Genomic DNA, 23,468 nt, shown 5'->3' on the forward strand with positions numbered 1-23,468 from the left:
GGTTACGCCAGCTCGGCACGCAGCGCCCTGGTGGCATCGACCATCACCTTGAGGGCGGCTTCTGTCTCTTCCCAGCCGCGGGTCTTGAGGCCGCAGTCCGGGTTGACCCAGAGCCGCTCGGCCGGGATCTGTTTGGCCGCCTTGCGCAGCAACCCCTCAATCCAGCTCTGGCTCGGCACATTTGGCGAGTGGATGTCGTAAACACCCGGGCCGATTTCGTTGGGGTAGTTGAAGCGTTCGAACGCTTCGAGCAGCTGCATCTGGCTGCGGCTCGTCTCGATGGTGATCACATCAGCATCCAGCGCCGCCACCGCCTCGATGATGAGGTTGAAGTCGCTGTAACACATGTGAGTGTGGATCTGGGTGCTGTCCGCCACCGGGCTGGCACTCAGACGGAAGGCCCGCACCGCCCAGTCCAGATACGCCTGGTGATCCTGTTTGCGCAGGGGCAAGCCTTCGCGGATCGCCGGTTCGTCGATCTGGATGATCTTGATGCCAGCGGCTTCCAGATCTGCCACCTCGTCGCGAATAGCCAGCCCGATTTGCAGGGCGGACTGTTCGCGGCTCACGTCTTCGCGCGGGAAGGACCAGCAGAGGATGGTCACGGGGCCAGTCAGCATCCCCTTCACCGGCTTGTCGGTCAGGCTCTGGGCAAATCGGGTCCATTCGAGCGTCATGGGGGTCGGGCGGTCGATGTCACGGGTGATCACCGGCGGCTTGACGCAGCGAGAGCCATAGCTCTGTACCCAGCCGAAGCGGGTGATGGCAAAGCCATCCAGCAGCTCACCGAAATACTCCACCATGTCATTACGCTCGGCCTCGCCATGTACCAGCACATCCAGCCCGATGGCCTCCTGACGCGTGATGGCATCGCGGATCTCTGCCTTAATGCCCGCCTCGTAGGCGCTGTCATCGATGCGACCGGCGCGCCAATCCTGCCGCAATACCCGGATCTGCGAGGTCTGCGGGAAGGAGCCGATGGTGGTGGTGGGCAGCAGCGGCAGCTTGAGATCCGAGCGCAGCTCGGCCCTGACCGGATAGGGGCTGTGGCGATCAAAATCGCTGTTGGTGAGGCTGGCGAGCCGTGACTGCACCGCCTTCTTGTGGACGCGGCTGTCAGACTCCCGATCGACGATGGGCTGGCTGTAGGCGGTGATTTTGTCGAGATCGCCCCCATCCAGATACTCTCTGAGCAGTCCCAGCTCGAAACATTTTTGCAAGGCGAAGGCGAACCAGCTGCGGGTCTGGGGATCCAGCTCCTGCTCCAGGGTCAAATCCACCGGGCTATGCAGCAATGAGCAGGAGGAGGCCACCCAGAGCCGCTCGCCGAGTCTGGCTTTCAGTGCCTGCAGGGTCGGCGCCAGCTTGGCCAAATTGGCACGCCAGACGTTGCGGCCGTTGATCACCCCGGCGGAGATGACCCACTGGGCCGGCAGATACGGCACCAGCGTCTCCAGCTGCTCGGGGGCGGCCACCAGATCCAGATGCAGGCCATCAACTTTCAGGCTGGTGATGATGTCACGCTGATGTGCCACCGAACCGAAATAGGTGGTGAGCAGCAGCTTACAGGGGCCGCTCAGGCGCTCGTAGGCGTTAAGGTAGGCGAGGCGCCACTCGTCCGGCAAGTCCAGCGTCAGCGCCGGTTCGTCGATCTGTACCCACTCCACCCCCTGGGCGGCCAACTTGGCCAGGATCTCCTGATAGACGATGAGCAGGCGATCGAGCAGTTCAAGGCGCGAGAAGCCGCTCTCTTTCTCCTTGCCGAGCCAGAGGTAAGAGACCGGTCCCAGCAGCACCGCCTTGACCGGCAGCCCCAGCGCTTTGGCCTCTTCGACCTCGTCAAACAGCTGGCTCCAGCCCAGCTTGAAGCGCTGATCATGGCTGAACTCCGGCACCAGATAGTGATAGTTGGTGTTGAACCATTTGGTCATCTCGGCGGCGGCCGCTGCCGGGCCGGTCGGCGCACGGCCGCGGGCCACCCGGAACAGGGTGTCGAGATCGGTCTCGCCATGGCGGTGACGGGCAGGCACTGCATCCACCAGCAGGCTGGTGCCGAGCACCTGATCGTACCAGGCAAAGTCGCCCACCGGCAGCAGATTGACCCCGGCGCCGTGCTGGGCCTGCCAGTGGCGCTCACGCAGCGTCTTGCCCACGGCAACGAGTTCGGCCTGAGTGGTCTCGCCACGCCAGTAGGATTCGAGGGCAAATTTCAGCTCGCGCTTGGCGCCGATACGGGGGAAGCCCAGGGTGTGTGCTCGTGTCATAGGTTCATTTCCTTATGCTCATTCATCTGATGGGAAACTGGATGATTTAGCCATCCAGATGTTTACACATCCAAAATGACAAGATAAGGTGACGCTGGCTATTGAATCCTCTTCAAGTGGCTCTCAAATAATTCTCAACTGACCGCCAATCAGGTTCAGCGCAAGGATACAGAGGCCCGTTCTTGCATGTGTTAAGAAGCGCAGCAGCAAGACAACAGGAGGCTGAGGCTAAAGGTCAGGCCGCGCCGACAGCATTATCAGTGCCATACGCAATCTCACAAGGAGCCATCTTATGGCAGTGCCAAGCAATGCAGGGATAGAGATCAAACACTTGAAAACATTGACCGCGCTGGCCGAGCAGGGCTCGCTGGCCGGTGCGGCGCTGACCCTCAACCTCACCCAGTCCGCCCTCTCCCACCAGCTCAAAGAGCTGGAGACCCGCCTCAATCTGGAGCTCTATCTGCGCAAAAGCCGCCCGCTGGTGCTGACCGCGGCAGGCAGCCAGCTGCTCGCCCTCGCCCGTCAGGTACTACCTGCCCTGGCCCAGACCGAGAAAAAGTTGCAAGCCCTGCAGAGCGGCGATGCGGGCAGGCTGCATCTGGCGCTTGATTGCCACAGCTGCATCCAGTGGCTGCTGCCGCTGTTGCCGGAATTTCGCCGCCAGTGGCCAGGGGTGGATCTGGAAGTGGAGTCGGTGCAGGGCTTTGATGCCATCAATGCCCTGCTAGGCGGCCAGCTCGATCTACTGCTCACCTCCGATGTGCAGGCCCGGGGCGATCTCCACTTCGAGCCGCTGTTCGCCTTCGATCTCACTCTGGTGATGGCGCCAGATCACCCCCTCTGCCACCAGAGCCGCATCGAGCCGCGCGATCTGGGGGCGGAGGTGCTGCTGGTCTACCCGGTGGAGCGCAGCCGCATGGATATCTTCAGCCGCTTTTTGCAGCCCGCCGGGGTGGAGCCCGCCCGCTGCAAGCCGGTGGACAACACCTCTGTGATGCTGCAGATGGCCGCCGCAGGACTCGGCGTCGCCGCCTTGCCGCGCTGGGCCAGCGACGAATTTGTCAGACAGGGGATGCTCTGCGCCCGCCCTCTCGGGAGCGGTATCCGTCGCCATATGTACGGCGCGGTGCGGGCCGCCGATCGGGATCAAGCCTGCCTGCAGAGCCTCTTGGCTCGTATCCGGACTACCATGGCTTGATGATGGCTCAGAGCGCTCCGAAGTAGCCTCGCAGCGCCTCCACCACCCGCCGCACCTTCTCCGGGATCTCCCGCTGCGGCGTGATGGCGTGGATCTCCATCGGCGCCACCCGAAAACCGGGCAGCAGTTCGAGCAGACGCCCCTGCGCCAGATCCTCGCTGATTTCGCCTTCCGGCTGCAGCGAGATCCCCTGCCCCGCCAGCGCGAACTGGCGCAGGGGCAACACGTTGTTGCAGAGCACCTTGGGCTTGAACCTCACCCTCTGTTCCCCCCCTTTTTCATCCAGCAGCAGCAAACCGCTGCTCAGCATGTCGCCGCAAAGCCAGTCGTGGGTGGCCAGATCGTCGGGCGTGCGCGGAGCTCCCTTGCGCGCCAGATAGGCGGGGGCGGCGCAGAGCAACATCCGGGTTTGCCCCAGTTTGCGGGCCACCAGAGTCGAATCGGGCAAAGTGCCGACCCGCAATGCCACGTCGATCCGCTCGGCAATGAGATCCCGTTTCTCGTCGTCGGCGATGATCTGGATAGTGAGACCGGGGTGGGCCTGCAGCAGCGGTGAGAGGGCCAGAGCCAGCGGCTGGCCCGCCATCCCCACCGGGGCAGTGATCCGCACTTCCCCGAGCAGAGCGTCGCGCACCTCCGAGAGGCGCAGCTCGGTCTCGCTCAGAGTCTGCTGCAACGCCCGACACCCTTGCCACACCACCTCTCCCGCCTCGGTCAGACTGAGACGGCGGGTGGAGCGATGGAGCAGGGGCAGTCCGAGCAGGCTCTCCAGCTGACTGATATGCTGACTGACGGCGGAGGGGGTCATGCCAAGGGATTTGGCCGCCCCTGTCATGCTGCCCGCTTCCACCACGGCGGCGAAGATGGCGTAACGTCTGAGCTGTTCCATTATTAATTCCAGCTTATAAGTAAATGCGTTTTTGAGGTGATTATTAAATCATAAATGACAGCGTAGGATAGCCCCATTCCAACAGTGAAGGAGAGTTCCCCATGAAGATTGCCCTGATCGGTGCCAGCGGTTTTGTCGGTTCAGCCATCCTGAACGAGGCCATCAGCCGCGGCCATCACGTCACCGCCATCGTCCGCGATGTCAGCAAGGTGGCCGCCCATCCGCAGGTCACCGCCGTGGCGGTGGATGCCCAGAACCCGCAGGCATTGGCCGAGGTGCTCAAGGGGCACGATCGGGTGATCAGCGCCTACAACCCGGGCTGGACCACACCGGATATCTACGACCAGTACCTCAAGGGCGCCAACGCGATCGTCGCAGCAGCCAAAGCGGCCAACAGCTGGCTGCTGGTCGTGGGTGGCGCCGGCAGTCTGGAGGTCGCCCCCGGCGTGCAACTGGTGGATACCCCGGAGTTCCCGGCCGAGTGGAAACAGGGGGCGCTGGCGGCCCGCGACGGTCTCACCGCCCTGCGTCGTGAAACCACCCTCGACTGGCGCTTTGTCTCTCCCCCGGTGTTCCTCGAACCGGGCGAGAAGCGCGGCGGCTATCGGATTGGTGGCGATCAGGTGCTCTTTAGCGGCGAACAGCCTGCCGGGATCACCGCCGGTGATCTGGCCGGCTGCGTGCTGAACGAGGTGGAAAAACCGGCTCACCAGCGCCAGCGCTTTACCCTGGGTTACTGAGAGCCAGCAGGCGGTTAAGGCCAGAATACGCGGTCACTCGCCTGTGCTTTCGGTCAGGTGAAAAACCGCTCAAACAGAAGGGAGGCATCCGCCTCCCTTCTGTTTTGGTCATTTTTGCCACTGGCAGCTTGCCTCTGGTTATCACTCTCCCCCTCATCATTGCCCCTTTACCCCGCAATGGCTGCGCAAAAACCCGTCAGCTCATCAGGCGCCGAATTCCATTTCGAATTTTGTATATAACTAAGAATAATTTGTTGTTTCCGTCTTATAACACCGAACAGTAGCATCCCCTTTATCCCAGATGGCGCCACACTGTCGCGCCATCCCGTTTGCCGCTTATCAGGTCTGCCAACAGCGGAGGCAGTGCAAGAGATGGCGCCAGAGATAACGAAAGAGTGAGGAGGTGCACATGGAACATTCACCACTGCCGATCATCGATCTGGCTGCCCTCAACGGGGCACCCGACCTGCGTCGCCCTATGCTGGCCCGGCTGGCCGCGGCCGCCCGCGATGTGGGCTTTTTCTATCTGGTCGGCCACGGCTTGAGCAAGGTTGAGATGCTAGAGACCCTGGCGCTGGCAGAGCGCTTCTTTGCCCTGCCGGAGCAGGAGAAGCTGGCGGTGCAGATGGTCAACAGCCCCCACTTTCGCGGCTACAACCGGGTCGGTGCCGAGCTGACCCGAGCGCGGCCGGATCTGCAGGAGCAGTTCGATATCATGAATGAGGCGCAAGCCCTGCCTGCGGACCTGATCCGTGAACCATGGCAGCGGCTGATCGGCCCCAACCAGTGGCCGACCGCCCTGCCAGAGATGAAAGCCCATCTGCTGGCGTGGCAGGATCGGCTGAGCGACATCACCCTCACCCTGCTGGCCGCTTTTGCCGAGGTGCTGGAGCAACCGGCCAACGTGTTTGACGAGAGCATCCGCGGCGCCCCCTACCAGCACATGAAGCTGATTCACTACCCGGGGCAAGAGGCGGGCGGCAGCAGTCAGGGAGTCGGCGCCCACAAGGATCCCGGCTACCTGACGCTGGTGATGCAGGACAATCACTCGGGGCTTGAGGTCGAGACGGCCGACGGCTGGATCTCCGCGCCCCCCCTGCCGGGTGCGCTGTTGGTCAATATCGGCGAGCTGCTGGAGCTGGCCTCCAACGGCTATCTCAAGGCGACCCTGCATCGGGTGGTGAGCCCGCCGCCCGGCGTCTCGCGCCTCTCCTGCGCCTTCTTTATGGCGGCGCGGCTCGATGCCACCGTGCCGCTGCTCAGCCTCTCCCCAGAGCTGGCAGCGCAGGCGCAAGGGCCGGAGAGTGACCCGACCAACCCGCTCTTCTATCAGGTTGGGGAAAACGTACTCAAGGGGCGGCTGCGCTCCCACCCGGATGTGGCGGCCCGTCACTATGGGCCGGTGGAACCAACTCGCATCCCGCGCACAGAGAGCGAAGCGATACCGGCCTAAGCAGCGCAGAGATCCGCAGGCGGGTATATGCATAAGCCACAAGCCGCATGCACATACCCGCGCTGACAAAAACAACAAGCAACGAACAACAAAACAAGTCATGGCCAGAGCCTGGTCATCACGGAGCAACACGATGAAATTCAAGACCATGAGCGTACACAGCGGCCAGCGGATCGACCCCCAGACCGGTGCCCTCACCACCCCGCTCTACCAGAGCAGCACCTTCAGCTACTTCAACGCCCAGGCGGGCAAGGAGCGCTTTGCAGGTCAGGCCCCCGGCTTTATCTACAGCCGCTTTGGCAACCCCACCACCGCGGAGCTGGAGCAGAAACTGGCGGCGCTTGAAGGTGCCGATGAAGCGCTGGTGGTGGCGAGCGGCATGGCAGCGGTGAGCGCCATCATGTATGCCCTGGCCGACAGCGGCGATGAGGTGGCCTATATCGGCCCGCTCTACGGCGGCACCGATGCCTTCTTGAAGCAGACCTTCAGCCGCGCCGGTATCAAGGTCACTGCCTACGAGAGCGACCGGGATCTGCTGGCCAATATCCGCCCCGCTACCAAGGTGGTACTGTTCGAAACCCTGACCAACCCCACCCTCAAGGTAGTGGATCCGCGGCTGGTGGTGGAAGCGGCCCGCAAGGTGGGCGCCATTACGGTATGTGACAACACCTTCCTCACCCCCTACCTGCTGCGTCCGCTGGAACTCGGGGTCGATGTAGTGATGCACAGCGGCACCAAATATCTGGGCGGCCACGGCGACATCATCGCCGGGGTGGTGGCGGGCTCTCACGCCCTGATGAAGTCGATCCGCACCGTGGCCCTCAAGCATATCGGCTCCCCCATCGGCCCGCAGGAGGCCTACCTGCTGCAGCGCGGGGTCAAGACCCTGCCGCTGCGGATGGATGCCCACCTGCACAATGCCCAGAAAGTGGCCGAGTTTCTGGCGGCACATCCGGCGGTGAAGAAGGTGATCTACCCGGGGCTTGCCAACCATCCGGGCCACGATGCCCTCGGCGCCTTCGCCAGCGGCTTTGGCGGCATGGTGAGTATTGAACTTGAAGGCGGGTTTGAACGCTGCGCCACCCTGCTCGATAACCTGCAACTATTCGTGCAGGCGGTGAGTCTGGGGGATCTCGAGAGTCTCGCTTGCCATCCGGCCAGTACCACCCACGCCGCCATGGACGAGGCGAGCCGCCTCGCCGCCGGGGTCAACGACGACCTCATCCGCTTCAGTATCGGGGTGGAAGATGCAGACGATCTGATCGCCGATCTGGCTGCCGCGCTGGCGCAGATCTAACCGGGCGCGGTTTTTACTCCCCGACAAAACAGCGGCGAGTGAGATGCCTCAAACACAACAACGGCCCATCAAGGGCCGTTGTTGTTTGTCGCGCTATGGAAAAATGGGATTTACTCCTCCCACACCACCACCTGGGATGAGGGCCAGCGATCCCCGACCTGGGCGTACTTTTGCTCCAGCAGGTGACGCTTGATCTTCATGGTGGGGGTCAGCACGCCGTTCTCGATATTCCAGGGGGTTTTCACCACCAGAATGCCGCGAATTTTGGCATGAGATTCCAGCTGATCGTTGACCCGAACCCGCGCCGCTTCCAGTCTGGCGTTGACCTCCTCCCGATTGCCCTTCATGGCACTCTCGGCCAGCTGCACCAGTGCAATGGGCTGCGGCATGCCGTAACCAATCACGCAGAGCTGTTCGATAATAGGCTCCTGACCCAGCAACCCTTCGATAGGCACCGGCGCCACATACTTACCCTTGGCGGTCTTGAACACATCCTTCATCCGGCCGGTGATGGTGAGATAACCCTCCTTGTCCAGCTTGCCCATATCGCCGGTGTGGAGCCACCCCTCGGCATCGATGGCCTCGGCGCTGTGCTCGGGATCCTTGTAGTAACCCAGCATCATCCCTTCGCAGCGGCAGAGGATCTCCCCTTCGTCAGAGATCTTGATGGTCACTCCGATCCCCGCCTTGCCGACGGTGCCGATCTTGTCGGCGCGGAACGGGTAGTTGATGGTGGAGTAGGCATGGTTCTCGGTCATGCCCCAGGCTTCAGTCACCTTGAGGCCAATGCTCAGATACCACTCAAGCAGCGCAGGGGAGACAGGCGCGGAGCCGCAGCCAAGAACACGGGCCTGATCCAGCCCCAACCCCTTTTGCAGCTTGCGTTTGATAAGGCCGGAAATGAGCGGGATCTTGAGCAACAACGCCAGTTTGTTCTGGGGCAGCTTCTCGTGGATCTTGATACGGAACATGGCCCACAGCCGTGGCACCGAGATAAAGACAGTGGGACGGCAGCGTTTGACATCTTCGATAAAGGTGTCGAGGGATTCGGGGAAGGCGATAGTAGCACCGCCATAGAGGCTGCCGCCGTAGATGTAGACCCGCTCGGTAATGTGGGCCAGCGGCAGGTAGGAGAAGCCCCGATCGGCCTGGCTCAGGCTCACCGTCTCCACCAGCTTCTCGCACGACCAGGCGTAACGCTCGACGCTCAGCATGGCCCCTTTCGGCTTGCCGGTACTGCCGGAGGTGTAGACCAGACTCAGCAGGGAGTCAGGGGCCTGCACCGGGCTGTCAGGGATCGGCTCGTGCGCCTCCAGCAGGTCATCCCACTGATGGCTGGCCGGCATGGTGTCATAGGGGAAGGCGATGCGCAGCAGATCGGCGGGTACGCCAGCCTCCTGACTCTTCCAGTCATCCAGCTTGCCGACGAAGATCGCCTTGGCCTCGCTGTGGCGCAGCACATATTCGATGGTGTCGACGTTGGCAGTCGGATAGATGGGCACACTCACATACTGCCCCATCTGCATCGCCAGATCGGCGATAAACCACTGGGCGCAGTTCTTGGAGAGCAGCGCCACCTTGTCACCCGCCACCAGACCGAGGTGACGCAAGGCCGTCACCATCCGCCGCGCTTCATCGGCCACTTCACCCCAGGTGAAATCGACATATTCGCGGTTGATGGTTTGACGCAGGTAGGTTCGATCAGGACACTGCCGCTCCCAGTGATAGAGCATCTCGAGCGGCAGTTTATTGGCAATGCGTGAGGAGGAGGCCATAGTTTAATCCCTGAAACAAAAGGCGAAACTTATTATTAACCTTTCACTAACTTCAGGGGAAGGATAAACTCAAACTTCAGTTTGAATTGTGTATCCGATCAAGCTTCTGCGTCTTGTTGCAAACGACTCCACATCGCCTGCACCAGTTTTTCATCCTCTTCAGATAGCTCACCTTGCAAGATCGCCTCGTTGAGGCTGCGCAGCACATAGCTCTTGACGTCCCGCACCAGGGTCTTGCCTTCCAACTCGGCCCGGGCAACGGCCAATGAGATATGACCTCGCAGGTAACCCCCCGCAAACAGCTCATCGTCGGTCGCGGTGGCAACCATGCTGTCGATCAGTCCCAACAACTTGTGCTCAAAATCGTGAATCGTCATGTAACGCAGCCTCATTTGCGGCAAAAAATTCGGGGGTATGGAACCGCAATCCGGTTGATTGCAGCTCTCTGGCGCCAGGCCAGCAGCGTCCTTGGCGTCCTATTCCGGGTTGGCCACCGGGTAGATGACCTGATCCTTGTATCCCGTGGTTATTCGCAGATAACCACGCAACGCCCGGTTTAATTCGGGATCATCGGTGTCCACCAGCAGCGGCCTGCCCGCAAGGGCGGCAAGCTTGGCTTTGGTTGCCAGCACCTGGATATTCTCCAGCCCGACACACCGAATCACCTCAGGACTCAATTGCTGATTTCCGCGCCCGAACAGATGTCCCTGTCCGCCGATCAGGGTAATGATCAGTCGGCAGCGACGGCCGCGGATCCGGGTCAGGATCTCGGCGGCGCTGAGATCCTGCCCGATAAGTCGGCCATTTTCCACCAGATCCACACCGAGCAAGGTATTTTCCAGACCGAGCTCTGCCATACAGGCTGCCACCGTGCTGCCGGAGCCCATCAGATAAAGGGTATCGGGCTCCATCTGCTCCACCACACCGGCGGCGAGATCCGCCAACACCAGCTCTTCGGACTCCTTGCCCCCCTGCTTGACCGCTTGTACGTAACGCAGATCACCGGGCACCTTCAGCTGGCCGTAGTGGCGGGCCCGCACCTTGCCCGCGCGAAACGCCTCCTCGTCGATGTCGCGCACCTCGGCATCGATCAGGCTGAGCAGTTCCCCTGCGATCATCCGCGCCACCACCCGCCCGCTAGCAGCGGGCGTCACCCCGTAGACGCCGGAGTGGATCTTGCACCCCGCCGGAATGCCGAGCACATGGCAGGACTCCCCCACCGCGGCGCAGATATCCCGCGCCGTACCATCGCCACCGGCAAACAGCAGCAGATCGACCCCGGCTTCGCGCATCAACTCGGCGGCGTGGCGGGTATCATCGGCCGAGGTGCTCTCCCCGGCCGGTTGATAGATGACCCGACAGGGCAACCCCAGCTCGCGGGCCACCGCCTCCCCCATCTCTCCCGCCACCGTCAGCAGTTCGAACGGGACGCTCAGCTCGCACAGTGGCAACAGAGCTTGCCGCGCCCGCTCCTGCGCTTTGGGCACAGCGCCTCGGGCCAGCGCCTCGGCAACCACACCGTCACTGCCCTTGAGCCCCACTGCACCGCCAATCCCGGCGACCGGATTAATGATGAACCCTAATCGAAACATGCCTGCCTCCCTTGCGATGGCCACCATTTTTATCTTTTCCCCCCTCTGGGACAAGCAGTAGCGCCCCTGCTAGAATGCGCTGCTTCAATTTTCCAACCAATTTTCAACCAAGGTTCAATCATGCTGGAATGGGTTCTTGATCCCTCTGCCTGGGTCGCGCTCGCCACCCTTACCCTGCTCGAAATCGTGCTGGGTATCGACAACATCATCTTTATCTCCATCCTGGTAGGTCGCCTGCCGGAGGCGCAGCGTCAAAAAGCGCGCATTCTGGGTCTGGGGCTCGCCATGGGTACCCGGATCCTGCTGCTGCTCTCGCTGGCCTGGGTGATGCGCCTCACCGATCCGCTCTTCATCGTGCTGGGTGAAGCCATCTCCGGCCGCGATCTGATCCTGCTGCTGGGGGGCCTGTTCCTCATCGGCAAGAGTGCCCACGAGATCCACGTCACCCTGGAAGGGGCGGCCGAGCCGGAGAGCGTCAGCAAAGCGGCCTCGGGCTTTATCAGCACCCTGATCCAGATCGCCATCCTCGATATCGTGTTCAGCCTCGACTCGGTGATCACCGCAGTCGGTATGGCCGATCACGTGCCGGTGATGGTGCTGGCCATCATGATCGCCGTCTTCATCATGATGTTTGCCGCCAAATCCATCGGTGATTTCGTCGACAGCCACCCCACCATCAAGATGCTGGCCCTCTCCTTCCTCACCCTGGTCGGTTTCGCCCTGATGGCCGAGGGGATGGACCTGCATATTCCGAAGGGCTACATCTACTTCGCCATGGCCTTCTCGCTGGTGGTGGAGATGATCAACATCCGCCTGCGCAGCCATCACGACAATAACGGGCAAAATAGCGCGCAGTAACCCTGCCCCCACATGCCCTCGCGACCCCAGCTGTCGCGATCAAAAAGAGCGCCGGTCGGGCGCTCTTTTTTATGGGTAACGAAACGATAAAAGGGTTATTGATCGCTGATGACGATGGCAACCCGGCGGTTGGCGGCCCTGCCCTCTCTGGTCTTGTTATCCGCCAGCGGCATGGTCTCGCCACGGCCATGGATCTCCAGATTGGCTGGCTTCATGCCGACCGAGACCAGCACATCGGCTACCGACTGGGCCCGCTTCAGGGAGAGCTGCTGGTTGTAGCTGCTCTCGCCGGTATTATCGGTGTGGCCATCCACCCGCGCCTTGTCCAACCCTACGCCAAGCAGTGTTTTACCCAGTTTTTCAACGGATTGGCGAGTCTGGGGATTGAGCGCCCCCACGTTGTTGGCAAACAGCACCCGGTTGGCCAGATCCAGCGTCCACCCCTCATCGGTCAGATAAAAGCCCTGCTCCTTGAGCACGGCGATTTGCTCCGGGGTCAACCCTTTGGGGGCACTCTGGCAACCGGCCAGCAGTGACAACATCAACCCCAGCAGGGTCACTTTCAACAGGTGGGTGATCTTCATGGTTTGCTCCTTGTTTATGTTGTTATTCTTGCCAGTCAGGCGATGGTTTGCTGTTCGCTGCGGCGCGCCCGTTTCGCCAGATACATGGCTGCATCGGCCTGATCACACAGCACGCTGGCACTCATGCCCGCCTGATAGACGGCAAAGCCGACACTCACCCCGGCCACCAGCTGACGACCGTCACGCAGCGCCACCGGTTCGCTCATCGCCTGCTGGATGCGGCCAATCACCTCTTCCACCTCATGCTGTCGCTGGAGTGGGCCAACCAGCACCGCAAACTCGTCACCACCGAGGCGAAACACCAGATCATCCGGACGCAGCTGATGTTGCACCCGTCTTGAGAGCGCGATCAGCACATCGTCACCGGCGTTGTGCCCCAGCGTGTCATTAATTTGCTTGAAGCGATCGCAGTCGAGATAGAGCAGCGCAAACCCCTCTTGCTCGCCGAGGGAGATGGCCTGCGCGAGCCGCGCTTCAAACAGGGCGCGATTGGGCAGTCCGGTGAGGGCATCGTGAGTCGCCTGATGGAGCAGGCTGGCATTTTCGCGGGCCTGCTGGGCCTGCCAGGCTTGCAGCTCGTCCAGCAGGGAGTTGAAGTCATCCCCCAGCTCGTTAATCTCGACGATATCGGCCGGTGGCGCCCGCATCCCCAGGGTGCGTTGTCGACGTACCGAGTGGGCGACAAGTGCCAGTTTGCGCAGCGGTGCGGTGATGGAGACCTGCATCCGGTCAGCCACATAGAGTGCCACCATGGCGCTCAGCATCAGGCAAACCACCATCACCAGCAGCGCCGAGAGCAAAAACAACAACAGGTATTCACCGTGGCCGCGCAGCTCGATGGTGGCGATCTGCTCACCCCCCCGCAGCATGGGGAGTTTGACAGGCCCCGGCATCAGCAGTTGGGCCAGATAGTCTTCGAGCGTCACCAGCGGGTTGCTTCTGGGGCGCTCCCAACTGGCGAGCAGCTGGCCATTGGTCAGCACGATAGTGGCTTCGGCCACCTCTTCCTTGGCAACGATGCCGCTAAGTGCCTCGCTCGCCGCCTCCTCATCGTGGAACACCACAGCCGCCTCGGCGCTGTAGCTGATGGCGCGGGCTACCAGCTCCAGATTGTGGTCGGCGTAAAAACGCACGACCAGCAGGGCCACCAGAGTAAAAAAGAGTCCTGCCACGCTGACAGCTGTGATGGCGGCCACCAGATGGGTTCGCCCCAGGCTCTGACGCAGGGTCAGACGGCGGGGAGCCGCGCTCACCTGTCGTCTCATGGGACCCCCTTGTCGGCATGGGCCAGCTTGAGCACGGCGGGATGCACCCGCACGCCGCTCAGGGCCAGAGCATCGAGGTTCACTTTAAACCGCACCCGCACGCTGTCCGGCGATGTCTGCAGGCAGAACACCGAGCTGGTGGAGCAGTCGTGGTTGTATTCGCTGATGCTGAGCACAGGGTGCCCCTGCAGGCGGGCAAACAATGCAATCCGGGTCGGCTCGTCGAGCACTCCCAGATAGAGCACATCGCAGTGATCGCTGATGGCCGGATCGCTCGCCTCGTAACGATGGACCTGCACGGTGCGGCCATTGGCTTGACGATCGATGGTAAAGAGGGCGCCGGCATATTCGGTCGGCGCCGCCACGCACATACGCAGCACCGCAGGTTCGGTGGGCCAGCGGGTGTAACTCATGATATCGAGCACCAGCTCCCTGACCGCCGTCGCCCGGCTCTCCGCGGCCGTTTCCGCCAGCGCGCGGGGCAACAGCAGGCCAAACGCAACCAACAGGAGCGCCAGACGGGCAGTTAAACGGGGGAAAAGAGTAACAGCATGATCGGGAGGTGGTCGCCTTGACAATACCGCTGCTATGGCATTGCGGTTCGGGTACATGAACCCAGATAGTAAGTTGGCTGACACTGGCCTGACAAGTCTCACCCCGCCATCATCGACAGAGTTCGTGTAAAGAAAACGGAGAGCCCGTCTGGTAACGGGCTCTCTGGTGGCAGGCAACAAGACGGAAATCACTTCTTGCTGATGCCGTATTCCCGCAGCTTGTTGGCGATGGCGGTATGCGACACGCCCAGGCGTTTGGCCAGCTGGCGCGTCGATGGGAAGGCGGGATAGAGCCGGGCCAGCAGCTGGCTCTCGAAGCGCTTCACTGCATCGTCGAGATTCCCCTCAAACCACTCGTCGATCAGCGGCATGGTATCGGCCGCCACCGGCAGGTCGATCTGCTCGGGCCCCAGTTCATCCCCTTCCAGCAGGGTCATGGCACGGTAGAGACAGTTGCGCAGCTGACGCACGTTGCCCGGCCAGCGGTAGGCGGTCAGGTAGTCGGCCATGTTGCGGGTAAAGCGCGGACGGGGTCGCTGCAATTCGCTGGCAAAGCGGGAGACAAACTGCTGGGCCAGCACCATGATGTCCGCCTTGCGCTCGCGCAGGGGGGGCAGCGCCAGACTGAGCACGTTGAGGCGATAATAGAGATCCTCGCGGAAGGTTCCTTCGTGTACCAGATCCAGCAACTGCTTCTGGGTGGTGCAGATGAAACGCACGTTGACCTTCACCTCCTGCTCGTCACCGACCCGGCGGAACACCCCATCCTGCAGCACCCGCAAAAACTTGGTCTGCAGATGGGGAGACATGTCGCCGATCTCGTCCAGCATTAGGGTGCCGCCGCTCGCCAGCTCCAGCACGCCGCGCTTGCCCTCGGTGTTGTTGCCAAAGGCGCCGGGGGCATAACCAAATAGCTCGCTCTCGGCCACGTTATCGGGCATGGCGGCGCAGTTGAGGGCCATAAAGGGGTGGCTGGAGCGCAGGCTGGCCCCGTGACAGGCACGGGCCAGCAGCTCCTTGCCGGTACCGGTCTCACCGACAATCAGCAGCGGCGCATCCTGCATCGCCAGTTTGCGCGCTTGCGACAGCACCTCTTTCATCTTGGGGCTCTCGGCCTGCAGATGCTCAAAGCCCCCCACTTCCACCGCATGAAGCGCGCTGAAGTGCAGGCCGACCCGACGGGCAGATTTGAGCACCACCACGGCACCGGCCAGCGCCTGCTTGCCGCGGGCTTCTGCCACGAACAGCGGCATCAGATCTGCCAGATACTCTTCGCCATTGAAACTGAGCTTGCAGGTCTGCGGCTTGATCTCGCTCGCCTCCAGCCAGCGGGTGAAGGAGAAACCCTTGACCAGCGAACCGAGCGCCACGCCGCGCACCTCCTCCACCGGCAAGCCGAGGGTGGTGAGGGCAGACTGGTTGGCCTGGGTCACCTTGCCCTTGCTGTCGAGGGAGAAGACCAGATCCGGCAGCGCCTTGAGCAGCGCCTCGATTTCGTGATGCTCTCGCTCGGAAGGCATGTAGGGGATGGTCTTGACGTCGTAGACGCCGGGAATACGGCGGATCTCCGGCATCAGGTGCTGAAAATCACTGAACTCCAGCTCGGGAAAGTTGAGATAGATGATGCCTGAGGTATCGATTTCGATGCCGCGCAGATCGATATTGTGCTCCACCAGGCGGTCGAGCAGTTCCCGGGTCAGGCCCAGGCGGTCTTCACAGCTGACTTCAAGACGCATTCGGGACACACTTCCTAGCTAACTCTATGAATGAGCGGATAATACAGTCTCGATCCCCCCAGTGCGAGCGCCAGCCCATAAAAATGCGGGCCCGCCCCGCTTTCGCAGGCAGGCCCGGGTCAACCGATGACGCTGGTGTGGGGTGCGATTACCGGAGCAACTGATCGGTGCGCGCCGCCATGATGAAGTCGTTGCGATGCAAACCGCCGATCTTATGCATCCACCAGCTGACGATCACCATATCGCTCACTCGATGAGTGGTGGCGTTCACTTCAGCAGCTCATCCGTGCGTGCAGCCATGATGAAGTCGTTGCGGTGCAAGCCGCCGATCTTGTGGGTCCACCAGCTGACGGTCACCTTGCCCCACTCGGTCAGGATGGCCGGATGATGGAACTCCGCTTCCGCCAGCTCCCCCAGGCGGTTGGTAAACGCCAACGCCTCCTTGAAGTTGCGAAACGTAAATTCCCGCCGCAGTTGCAGCGCACCCTCCTCCACCAGCGGCTGCCAGTCGGGAATAAGCGGCATCAGCTCGCGCAGCTCCCCATCGCTCACCTTGGGGGCATCGGCGCGACACGCTTCACACTGTTGGCTGGCCAGTTCGGACATGGGTTACTCCTGCTTGAATTAATGAAAAATTAATGAAAATGAAATAGGGTTGTTTGCTTTTGGTCAGCTCGCCTGTTTGCCAGCGGCAACCTCAAAGCGCGGCGGATAGAGGCCAAGCCGACTGGCCTCCGCCAGAGCAGCCATGATCTCCTCACCGGTCAGCTGGTAGAGATGATCGAGACTCGGCAGCACAAAATAGGTGGGCTGCATGATGTCGATACGATAGGGAGTGCGCAGCACGGTCAACAGATCGAAAGGTTGCAGCAGCGGCTGGCCGGAGAGGGCATAGGCGGTCTCGCCGATGGAGGAGAGAATGCCGCCACCGTAGATACGCAGCCCGTCGGGCGTGGCCAGCAGGCCAAACTCCACGGTGAACCAGTAGAGCCGCGCCAGAAAAACCCGCTGCTCCTTGCTCGCCTGCTGCCCCAACTGACCGTATAGGTGGGTGAAGTGGGCAAAGGCCGGATTAGTCAGCATGGCGCAGTGGCCAAAGATCTCGTGAAAGATATCGGGCTCTTGCAGGTAGTCGAGCTCGTCCCGGCGCCGGATAAAGGTCGCTACCGGAAACTGGCGGTTGGCCAGCAGGGCGAAGAAGCGATCGAACGAGATAAGCGCAGGCACCGCCGCCACCGACCAGCCGGTCGCAGGCTGCAAGACGGCGTTGATCTCGGCCAGCTGGGGGATGCGCTCACGGGGCAGCCCCAGTCTGTCGAGACCGGCCAGATACTCGTCACACCCCTTGCCATCGAGAGCGGCGAACTGACGTTCGATCAGGACCTGCCAGGTACCATGCTCCTCGTTGCTGTAGTGGATCACCCCGTCAGCATCCGGCTGGTGGGCGGTGTAAAAGGTTGCCATAGCGGTTCCATCCTCTGGCGCCACATCAGGCGCCTTGCCGTTTCATCACGGTTTCACTGTAACGAAATGGCAACAAAAAAAGCAGCCGACCCATGAGCCGGCTGCCGGAAACAGTTGTAAATGAATTGTGACAACCCGCTAACCAATACCCACTACAGCTTGACCATGATATGGCGCGGCACCGTGTAATCCTCCAGCGCATAGAGGGAGAGATCCTTGCCGTAGCCCGACATCTTCATGCCGCCGTGAGGCATCTCGGAGGTGAGCATGAAGTGGGTGTTGATCCAGGTGCAGCCATATTGCAGGTGGCTGGCCACCTTGCTGGCGAGGCTCAGATCTTTGGTCCAGACCGACGAGGCGAGGCCATAGTCCGAGTCGTTGGCCCACTGCACCACCTGCTCGGCATCATTGAAACGGGTCACCGACACCACGGGACCGAACACCTCGCGCCGCACGATCTCATCCTCCTGCCGAGCCCCGACAATCAGGGTCGGCTCGAAGAAGAAGCCGTTGCCGGGGCGGATCTTGCCCCCCGCCGTCACCTCCACATGACCGCTACTCTGGGCCCGCTCGACAAAGCTGGCGACCCGGTTGCGCTGTCTGTCGGAGATAAGCGGCCCCATCTCGACCCCCTCCTCGTACTGGCTGCCCACCTTGATGGAGGCCACCGCCTCGGTCATGGCGGCAACGAACTTGTCGTAGATCTTGCCCTGGGCATAGATACGGCAGGCGGCGGTGCAATCTTGCCCTGCATTGTAGAAACCGAAAGTACGAATACCCGCCACTACGGCCTCCAGATCCGCATCGTTGAAGATGATCACCGGCGCCTTGCCCCCCAGCTCAAGGTGGGTGCGCTTCATGGTGCGGGCAGCGCTTTGCAGGATCTTCTGGCCGGTGGCGATATCGCCGGTGAGCGATACCATCCGCACCAGCGGGTGCTCCACCAGCGGCGCCCCCACACTCTCGCCCCGCCCGCAGATGACGTTGATAACGCCGCGGGGAAAGAGCTCGCTGGCCAGCTCCGCCAAACGCAGCGCGGTGAGCGGGGTCTGTTCGGAGGGTTTGAGCACCACCGTATTGCCCGCCGCCAGCACCGGCGCCATCTTCCAGGCCGCCATCATCAGCGGGTAGTTCCAGGGGGCGATACTGCCCACAACACCTATGGGGTCGCGGCGGATCATGCTGGTGTGCCCCTCGAGATACTCTCCCGCCAGCGGCCCTTGCAGGCAGCGGGCCGCCCCGGCAAAGAAGCGGAAGCAGTCCACCACCGCGGGCAGCTCGTCATTGAGCACCGCCAGATAAGGTTTGCCGCAGTTGAGGGATTCGAGCGCCGCAAACTCCTCGGCGTGGCGCTCGACGAGATCCGCCAGACGCAGCAGCAGGTTGCTGCGCTGGGCCGGGGTGGTGCGGCTCCACTGGGCGAAGGCGCGCTGGGCACCGTTCACCGCCCGGTTCACCTGTTCAAACGAGGCTTCGGGCACGGCGGCGATCTGTTCGCCGTTGGCCGGGTTGAGAATGGGTTCAGCCTGCCCCTCGCCGGTCAAAAACTGGCCATCAATCAAGAGTTGGGTAGAGAGTTTCATGGTTGCATCCTTGCGCACGCGTTGAGTCATCATTTGCCACTGCCAGCGACATCATGGGTGTCGCGAGTGAGGTAGTAGGCAAGCAAAATAGGGATAGTAGTGAAGGCCACTATGATGAGGGCCACCACGTTGGTGACCGGCCTGTCACGGGGACGGATCAGCTCCTGATACATCCAGATGGGCAGGGTGGTCTGCTGGCCCGCCGTGAAGGTAGTGACAATCACTTCGTCAAAACTCAGGGCAAAGGCCAGCATGCCCCCCGCCAGCAGCGCCGTGGCCAGATTGGGCAGGATCACGTAGCGCAGGGTCTGGAAGCCGTCGGCCCCGAGATCCATCGACGCCTCGATGAGGCTCTGGTTGGTGCGGCGAAAACGGGCCAGTGCATTGTTGTAGACCACCACCACACAGAAGGTGGCGTGGCCGATAACGATGGTCCAGAAGCTGAACGGGATCTCCATCAGGCCGTAGGCCGAGCGCAGCGCGATACCGGTGACGATACCGGGCAGCGCGATGGGCAGCACCAGCAACAGCGACACCACCTCCTGACCGAAGAAGCGGCTGCGGGCAATGGCCCCTGCCGCCAAGGTGCCGAGGATCATGGCTGCCAGCGTCGCCAGCCCCGCGACCTCCAGCGACAGCTGGATGGCGCGCCACACATCGGGGCGATTGAGGGTCACCTCGAACCACTTGAGGGTGAGCCCGGGAGGTGGAAACTGGTAACTCTTGCTCTCGCTGGTGAAGGCGTAGAGGAAGATAAACAGAATGGGAAAGTGCAGGAACAAGAGCCCGCCGATGGCGGCGTACTTGAGCAGGCCAGAAGGGCGCTCTCCCTGACGGATCACTGAGCTAGCTGACATGACGGCCTCCTTGCTGCCGGTTCAAAGCGATAGGGTCAAAGCGCATCAAAAGCACCCTGCCGTTTGACGGTCGTCGGTTGATAGCCATGATCAGGCTGGGCACCCGAGGAGATACATGGATGAGTGCAATATGGGCATCAAAGCGCATCAAAGGCTCCTAACCGTTTCGCAATCGCCAGATAGATGGCGATGATAAGGATCGGCACCAGCGAGAAGGCGGCGGCAAAGGGTAGATTGCCCGCCGTTCCCTGCTGCATGTAGACCACCTGACCGATATACATGGTCGAGTTGCCGATGATGCCGGGGATGATGTAATCACCGAGGGTCAGCGAGAAGGTGAAAATGGAGCCCGCCACCACACCGGGCAACGCCAGCGGCAGGATCAGGTTGCGAAAGGTCTGGGCGGGTGTCGCCCCCAGATCGCTGCTCGCCTCCAAAAGGGAGCGCGGTATACGCTCCACCGCCGCCTGAATGGGCAGGATCATGAAGGGCAGCCAGACATAGACGAACACGATAAAGGTGCCGAGCCGCGAGAAGGAGAGCGACGGGCCACCTATCACCGGCAAGGAGAGGATGGCATCCAGCAGCCACTCCAGCCCCATGCTGCCCGCCAGCCAGCTCACAACCCCCTCCTTGGCCAAAATCAACTTCCAGGCATAGACCCGTACCAGATAGCTGGACCAGAGCGGCAGCATGATCCCCACATAGAACAGCGCCCGGGTCTTGCCACTGGTGTAGCGCGCCATGTAGTAGGCAACCGGAAAACCGAGCAGGGCGCAGGCCAGGGTCACCAGCAGCGACATGCCGACGGTGCGGCCGATCACATCCAGATTCTCCGGTCGCAGCAGGGCAACGAAGTTTTGCAGCCCCAGATCGTGGCGCACCTGACCGCTGAACTCGTCCAGCCCGAACAGGGAGTTGGAGAGCAACATCAGCAAGGAGCCGACATAGATAATGCCGAGCCACAGCAGCGGCGGCCCCAGCAGGATCGCCAGCAGCAGGCCGGGCCGACCATAGAGCAGGGTCGAGAGGCGCCGCAGCGGCCTGAAACGGGCAGGTTCGGGCTGATGGTTCATGGCAAGACTCGCACTGTGAGGGGCACTCATGGCTGCGCCCCCTGATGGGCGACGCTCAGGCGATGGATGGCCTGCTCCGGCCAGCTGAGGCTGACCCTGCTGCCACGGGCCAGACGGGCCTGCCCCTCATTGGGGTGGTTGACGATGATCTCGAGCTGCTCCCCGAGGCTGACCCGATAACGGACGAAGGGGCCCAGATACTCCACCTCGCGGATCTCCCCTGACCAGCCCGGCGTGCCCGCCTCAGCGAGCCGGATCCGCTCCGGGCGCACCATCATCTGGCTGCCGTCGCCGCACAGCCGTCTGGCCTGCTCCCCTTCGAACAGATTGACGGTGCCAACGAAGCGGGCCACAAACGGCGTCGCCGGAGCGTCGTAGATAGTATCGGGCGCAGCGATCTGCTCGATCTTGCCCTGACTGAAGATGCAGATCCGGTCGCTCATGGAGAGCGCCTCCTGCTGATCGTGGGTGACGAAGATAAAGGTGATGCCCAGCTGGCGTTGCAGCGCCTTGAGCTCAAGCTGCATCTGCTCGCGCAGTTTGAGATCGAGGGCCCCCAGCGGCTCATCCAGCAGCAGGATGCGGGGCTGGTTGATAAGCGCCCGGGCGATGGCGATGCGCTGGCGCTGGCCGCCGGAGAGCTGGCTCGGGCGGCGCTTGCCGACCCCCGACAGTCGCACCAGCTCCAGCATCTCGTCCACCTTGCGATAGCGCTCCACCTTGGCGACACCCTTGAGCATCAGGCCATAGCCGATGTTGTCGCGCACATCCATGTTGGGAAACAGGGCATAGTCCTGAAACACGGTATTGAGGTTGCGATCATAGGGCGGCACGGTGGAGCAGGGTTCGCCAAACAGGCGGATCTCCCCATCGCTCGGGTACTCGAAGCCCGCGATCATCCGCAGGCAAGTTGTCTTGCCGGAACCGCTCGGCCCCAGCAGGGTAAAGAATTCCCCTGAGGGGATCTGGAAAGAGATGTCATCGACCGCCTTCACCTCGCCATAGTGGCGACTGACCCGGTCAAATTGTACGGCGTTCATGGGGCGTCCTTGTCTGTGCTGGGATGGGCCGGACTCCTGTCCGGCCCGCTTGAGTATCCGGTCTCGGCAGTCGTGCAGAGTCGGAGCGCCTTAGCGACCGCCCAGAATGGCGATATAGTCGGAAACCCAGCGGTAATAGGGCACGCAAGTTCCCTGGCTCTTGCACTGGGAGACCGGAGTGCGCCAGAAGCGAACCCGATCGAAGTTGTCGATACCGTTGGTTTTGCACCCGGTCGGGCCCAGCAGGGCATTGCCCTCACAGGCGGCAGGCACCACAGGCACCGAGCCAAACCAGGCGGCGAGATCCCCCTGCAGCTTGTTGCTCAGGGAGTGCTCCAGCCACTTGTAAGCGCAGGTGAGGTTCCTGGCATCGCTGTGCACCATGCTGGTATCGGCCCAACCGGTGACCCCCTCTTTCGGCACAGTGGTGGCGATAGGTTGCTTGTCGGCGATCAGGGTATTGGCCTGGAACGGCCAGGAGCCTGACGCGACCACCCCTTCGTTCTTGAAGTCATCGATTTGAACGAAGGCATCATGCCAGTAGCGCCCCACCAACTGTCGCTGCTTGCGCAGCAGATCGAGGGAGGCCTTGTACTGATCCTCGTTCAGCTCGTAAGGATCCTTGATGCCCAGGGCGGGCTGATGGGCCATCAGATAGAGGGCGGCATCGGCGATGTGGATCGGGCCATCAAAGGCCTGTACCCGTCCCTTGTTGGACTTGCCATCCGCCAGGGTCTGCTCCTCGAACACCACGTTCCAGGAGTCCGGCGCCTTGGGGAACACCTTGGTGTTGTACATCAGGATATTACCGCCCCACTGGTAGGGCACGCCGTAGTGCTTGCCATCCACCGTGTGCCAGGGGGCATTTTGCAGCCGGGGATCAATCTTGCTGTAGCTCGGGATGAGCGCCAGATTGAGCGGCTGCACCTTGCCACCGGCAATCAGACGCAAGCTGGCATCGCCGGAGGCGGTCACCAGATCGAAGCCCCCCTCGTTCATCAAGGCCACCATCTCGTCCGAGGTGGCTGCCGTCTTGACGTTCACCTTGCAGCCGGTCTCTTTCTCGAATCCGGTCACCCAGTCGTAGTTCTTGTCGGTCTCACCACGCTCAACGTAGCCAGCCCAGGCCACAATATTGAGATGGCCTTCACCCTTGCCGAGCTCGGTCGGGGCAGCCTGGGTCTGGCCTGCCAGCAGCGCCGGAACAAGAGCCAGCATCAGAGGGGTCAATTTCATCATGCAC

Annotated in this window: 22 protein-coding genes; 5 read left to right on the forward strand and 17 right to left on the reverse strand. The window is 61.9% G+C overall.

The genetic code is table 11. The annotated features are described in order from the left end of the window. Positions 1-2 precede the first annotated feature (2 nt). Positions 3-2,264, reverse strand: a complete 2,262-nt coding sequence (gene metE / locus ACTG1P_RS04020) for a 5-methyltetrahydropteroyltriglutamate--homocysteine S-methyltransferase (protein ID WP_440000550.1) — start codon at positions 2,262-2,264, stop codon at positions 3-5. Positions 2,265-2,556: 292 nt separating this feature from the next. Between metE and ACTG1P_RS04025 the strand changes: the two genes are divergently transcribed. Beyond that, positions 2,557-3,462 carry a LysR substrate-binding domain-containing protein gene (locus ACTG1P_RS04025; RefSeq protein WP_440000551.1) on the forward strand — a complete coding sequence of 302 codons (906 nt, stop codon included), beginning with the start codon at positions 2,557-2,559 and terminating at the stop codon, positions 3,460-3,462. A 7-nt stretch (positions 3,463-3,469) separates the two neighbouring features. Here the strand turns inward: ACTG1P_RS04025 and ACTG1P_RS04030 are convergent, their stop codons facing one another. Then, complete coding sequence (locus ACTG1P_RS04030; RefSeq protein ID WP_440000552.1) at positions 3,470-4,351, reverse strand: LysR family transcriptional regulator; 882 nt, start codon at positions 4,349-4,351, stop codon at positions 3,470-3,472. Between the two features lie 101 nt (positions 4,352-4,452). On the opposite strand from ACTG1P_RS04030, the gene ACTG1P_RS04035 reads away from it, so the two are divergent. The 3 genes from ACTG1P_RS04035 to ACTG1P_RS04045 all read left to right on the forward strand — a co-directional run bounded on the left by ACTG1P_RS04035 (position 4,453) and on the right by ACTG1P_RS04045 (position 7,841). Further along, a complete protein-coding gene (locus ACTG1P_RS04035) occupies positions 4,453-5,091 on the forward strand; it encodes an NAD(P)-dependent oxidoreductase (RefSeq protein WP_278173524.1) in 639 nt (212 codons plus the stop codon). 409 nt (positions 5,092-5,500) lie between these two features. Further along, positions 5,501-6,544 (forward strand): isopenicillin N synthase family dioxygenase, encoded by a 1,044-nt coding sequence (locus ACTG1P_RS04040; RefSeq protein WP_440000553.1) that lies wholly within the window; start codon positions 5,501-5,503, stop codon positions 6,542-6,544. A 133-nt stretch (positions 6,545-6,677) separates the two neighbouring features. Further along, complete coding sequence (locus ACTG1P_RS04045; RefSeq protein ID WP_042052882.1) at positions 6,678-7,841, forward strand: trans-sulfuration enzyme family protein; 1,164 nt, start codon at positions 6,678-6,680, stop codon at positions 7,839-7,841. A gap of 110 nt (positions 7,842-7,951) precedes the next feature. Here ACTG1P_RS04045 and ACTG1P_RS04050 read toward each other — a convergent pair whose 3' ends face one another. The 3 genes from ACTG1P_RS04050 to ACTG1P_RS04060 form a co-directional block, all read right to left on the reverse strand. After that, on the reverse strand, positions 7,952-9,616 hold the full coding sequence (locus ACTG1P_RS04050) for an AMP-binding protein (RefSeq protein WP_005333638.1): 1,665 nt from the start codon (positions 9,614-9,616) through the stop codon (positions 7,952-7,954). Between the two features lie 98 nt (positions 9,617-9,714). Further along, a complete protein-coding gene (locus tag ACTG1P_RS04055; RefSeq protein WP_005333639.1) occupies positions 9,715-9,993 on the reverse strand; it encodes a YfcL family protein in 279 nt (92 codons plus the stop codon). A gap of 99 nt (positions 9,994-10,092) precedes the next feature. Then, complete coding sequence (locus tag ACTG1P_RS04060) at positions 10,093-11,208, reverse strand: ATP-NAD kinase family protein (RefSeq protein WP_440000554.1); 1,116 nt, start codon at positions 11,206-11,208, stop codon at positions 10,093-10,095. A 120-nt stretch (positions 11,209-11,328) separates the two neighbouring features. On the opposite strand from ACTG1P_RS04060, the gene ACTG1P_RS04065 reads away from it, so the two are divergent. Beyond that, positions 11,329-12,066, forward strand: a complete 738-nt coding sequence (locus tag ACTG1P_RS04065; RefSeq protein WP_440000555.1) for a TerC family protein — start codon at positions 11,329-11,331, stop codon at positions 12,064-12,066. Positions 12,067-12,161: 95 nt separating this feature from the next. On the opposite strand, the gene ACTG1P_RS04070 is transcribed toward ACTG1P_RS04065, so the two are convergent. From ACTG1P_RS04070 to ACTG1P_RS04125, 12 genes are all read right to left on the reverse strand, one after another. Next, positions 12,162-12,650 carry an OmpA family protein gene (locus ACTG1P_RS04070; protein ID WP_005333642.1) on the reverse strand — a complete coding sequence of 163 codons (489 nt, stop codon included), beginning with the start codon at positions 12,648-12,650 and terminating at the stop codon, positions 12,162-12,164. Between the two features lie 35 nt (positions 12,651-12,685). Continuing rightward, positions 12,686-13,915: a diguanylate cyclase domain-containing protein gene (locus tag ACTG1P_RS04075; RefSeq protein ID WP_040069357.1), complete on the reverse strand. Its 1,230-nt coding sequence runs from the start codon at positions 13,913-13,915 to the stop codon at positions 12,686-12,688. Beyond that, the gene (locus ACTG1P_RS04080) at positions 13,912-14,526 is read right to left on the reverse strand and encodes a YfiR family protein (RefSeq protein ID WP_429080824.1); all 615 of its coding nucleotides are present in this window, start codon (positions 14,524-14,526) and stop codon (positions 13,912-13,914) included. The genes ACTG1P_RS04075 and ACTG1P_RS04080 overlap by 4 nt, the downstream gene beginning before the upstream one ends. Positions 14,527-14,657: 131 nt before the next feature. After that, a complete protein-coding gene (gene tyrR, locus ACTG1P_RS04085; protein ID WP_005333656.1) occupies positions 14,658-16,205 on the reverse strand; it encodes a transcriptional regulator TyrR in 1,548 nt (515 codons plus the stop codon). A gap of 148 nt (positions 16,206-16,353) precedes the next feature. Then, entirely contained in the window at positions 16,354-16,476 is a 123-nt protein-coding gene (locus tag ACTG1P_RS04090; RefSeq protein WP_257496256.1) for a 4a-hydroxytetrahydrobiopterin dehydratase, read from the reverse strand. Continuing rightward, complete coding sequence (locus ACTG1P_RS04095; protein ID WP_440000556.1) at positions 16,473-16,811, reverse strand: 4a-hydroxytetrahydrobiopterin dehydratase; 339 nt, start codon at positions 16,809-16,811, stop codon at positions 16,473-16,475. Before ACTG1P_RS04095 ends, ACTG1P_RS04090 begins: the two co-directional genes overlap by 4 nt. A gap of 63 nt (positions 16,812-16,874) precedes the next feature. Beyond that, positions 16,875-17,669, reverse strand: coding sequence for a phenylalanine 4-monooxygenase (gene phhA / locus ACTG1P_RS04100; protein ID WP_040069354.1), 795 nt, complete (start codon positions 17,667-17,669; stop codon positions 16,875-16,877). 152 nt (positions 17,670-17,821) lie between these two features. Then, the gene (locus tag ACTG1P_RS04105) at positions 17,822-19,252 is read right to left on the reverse strand and encodes a gamma-aminobutyraldehyde dehydrogenase (RefSeq protein ID WP_440000557.1); all 1,431 of its coding nucleotides are present in this window, start codon (positions 19,250-19,252) and stop codon (positions 17,822-17,824) included. A 29-nt stretch (positions 19,253-19,281) separates the two neighbouring features. After that, positions 19,282-20,109 (reverse strand): ABC transporter permease, encoded by an 828-nt coding sequence (locus ACTG1P_RS04110; protein WP_317113460.1) that lies wholly within the window; start codon positions 20,107-20,109, stop codon positions 19,282-19,284. A gap of 137 nt (positions 20,110-20,246) precedes the next feature. Next, entirely contained in the window at positions 20,247-21,215 is a 969-nt protein-coding gene (locus ACTG1P_RS04115) for an ABC transporter permease (RefSeq protein WP_440000558.1), read from the reverse strand. Continuing rightward, positions 21,212-22,225 carry an ABC transporter ATP-binding protein gene (locus ACTG1P_RS04120; RefSeq protein WP_440000559.1) on the reverse strand — a complete coding sequence of 338 codons (1,014 nt, stop codon included), beginning with the start codon at positions 22,223-22,225 and terminating at the stop codon, positions 21,212-21,214. Before ACTG1P_RS04120 ends, ACTG1P_RS04115 begins: the two co-directional genes overlap by 4 nt. A gap of 90 nt (positions 22,226-22,315) precedes the next feature. Continuing rightward, positions 22,316-23,461, reverse strand: coding sequence for an ABC transporter substrate-binding protein (locus ACTG1P_RS04125; protein WP_440000560.1), 1,146 nt, complete (start codon positions 23,459-23,461; stop codon positions 22,316-22,318). Positions 23,462-23,468 lie beyond the last annotated feature (7 nt).

Origin of the sequence: Aeromonas sp. 11P (assembly GCF_051920165.1) — a bacterium.
Classification (GTDB): domain Bacteria; phylum Pseudomonadota; class Gammaproteobacteria; order Enterobacterales; family Aeromonadaceae; genus Aeromonas; species Aeromonas veronii.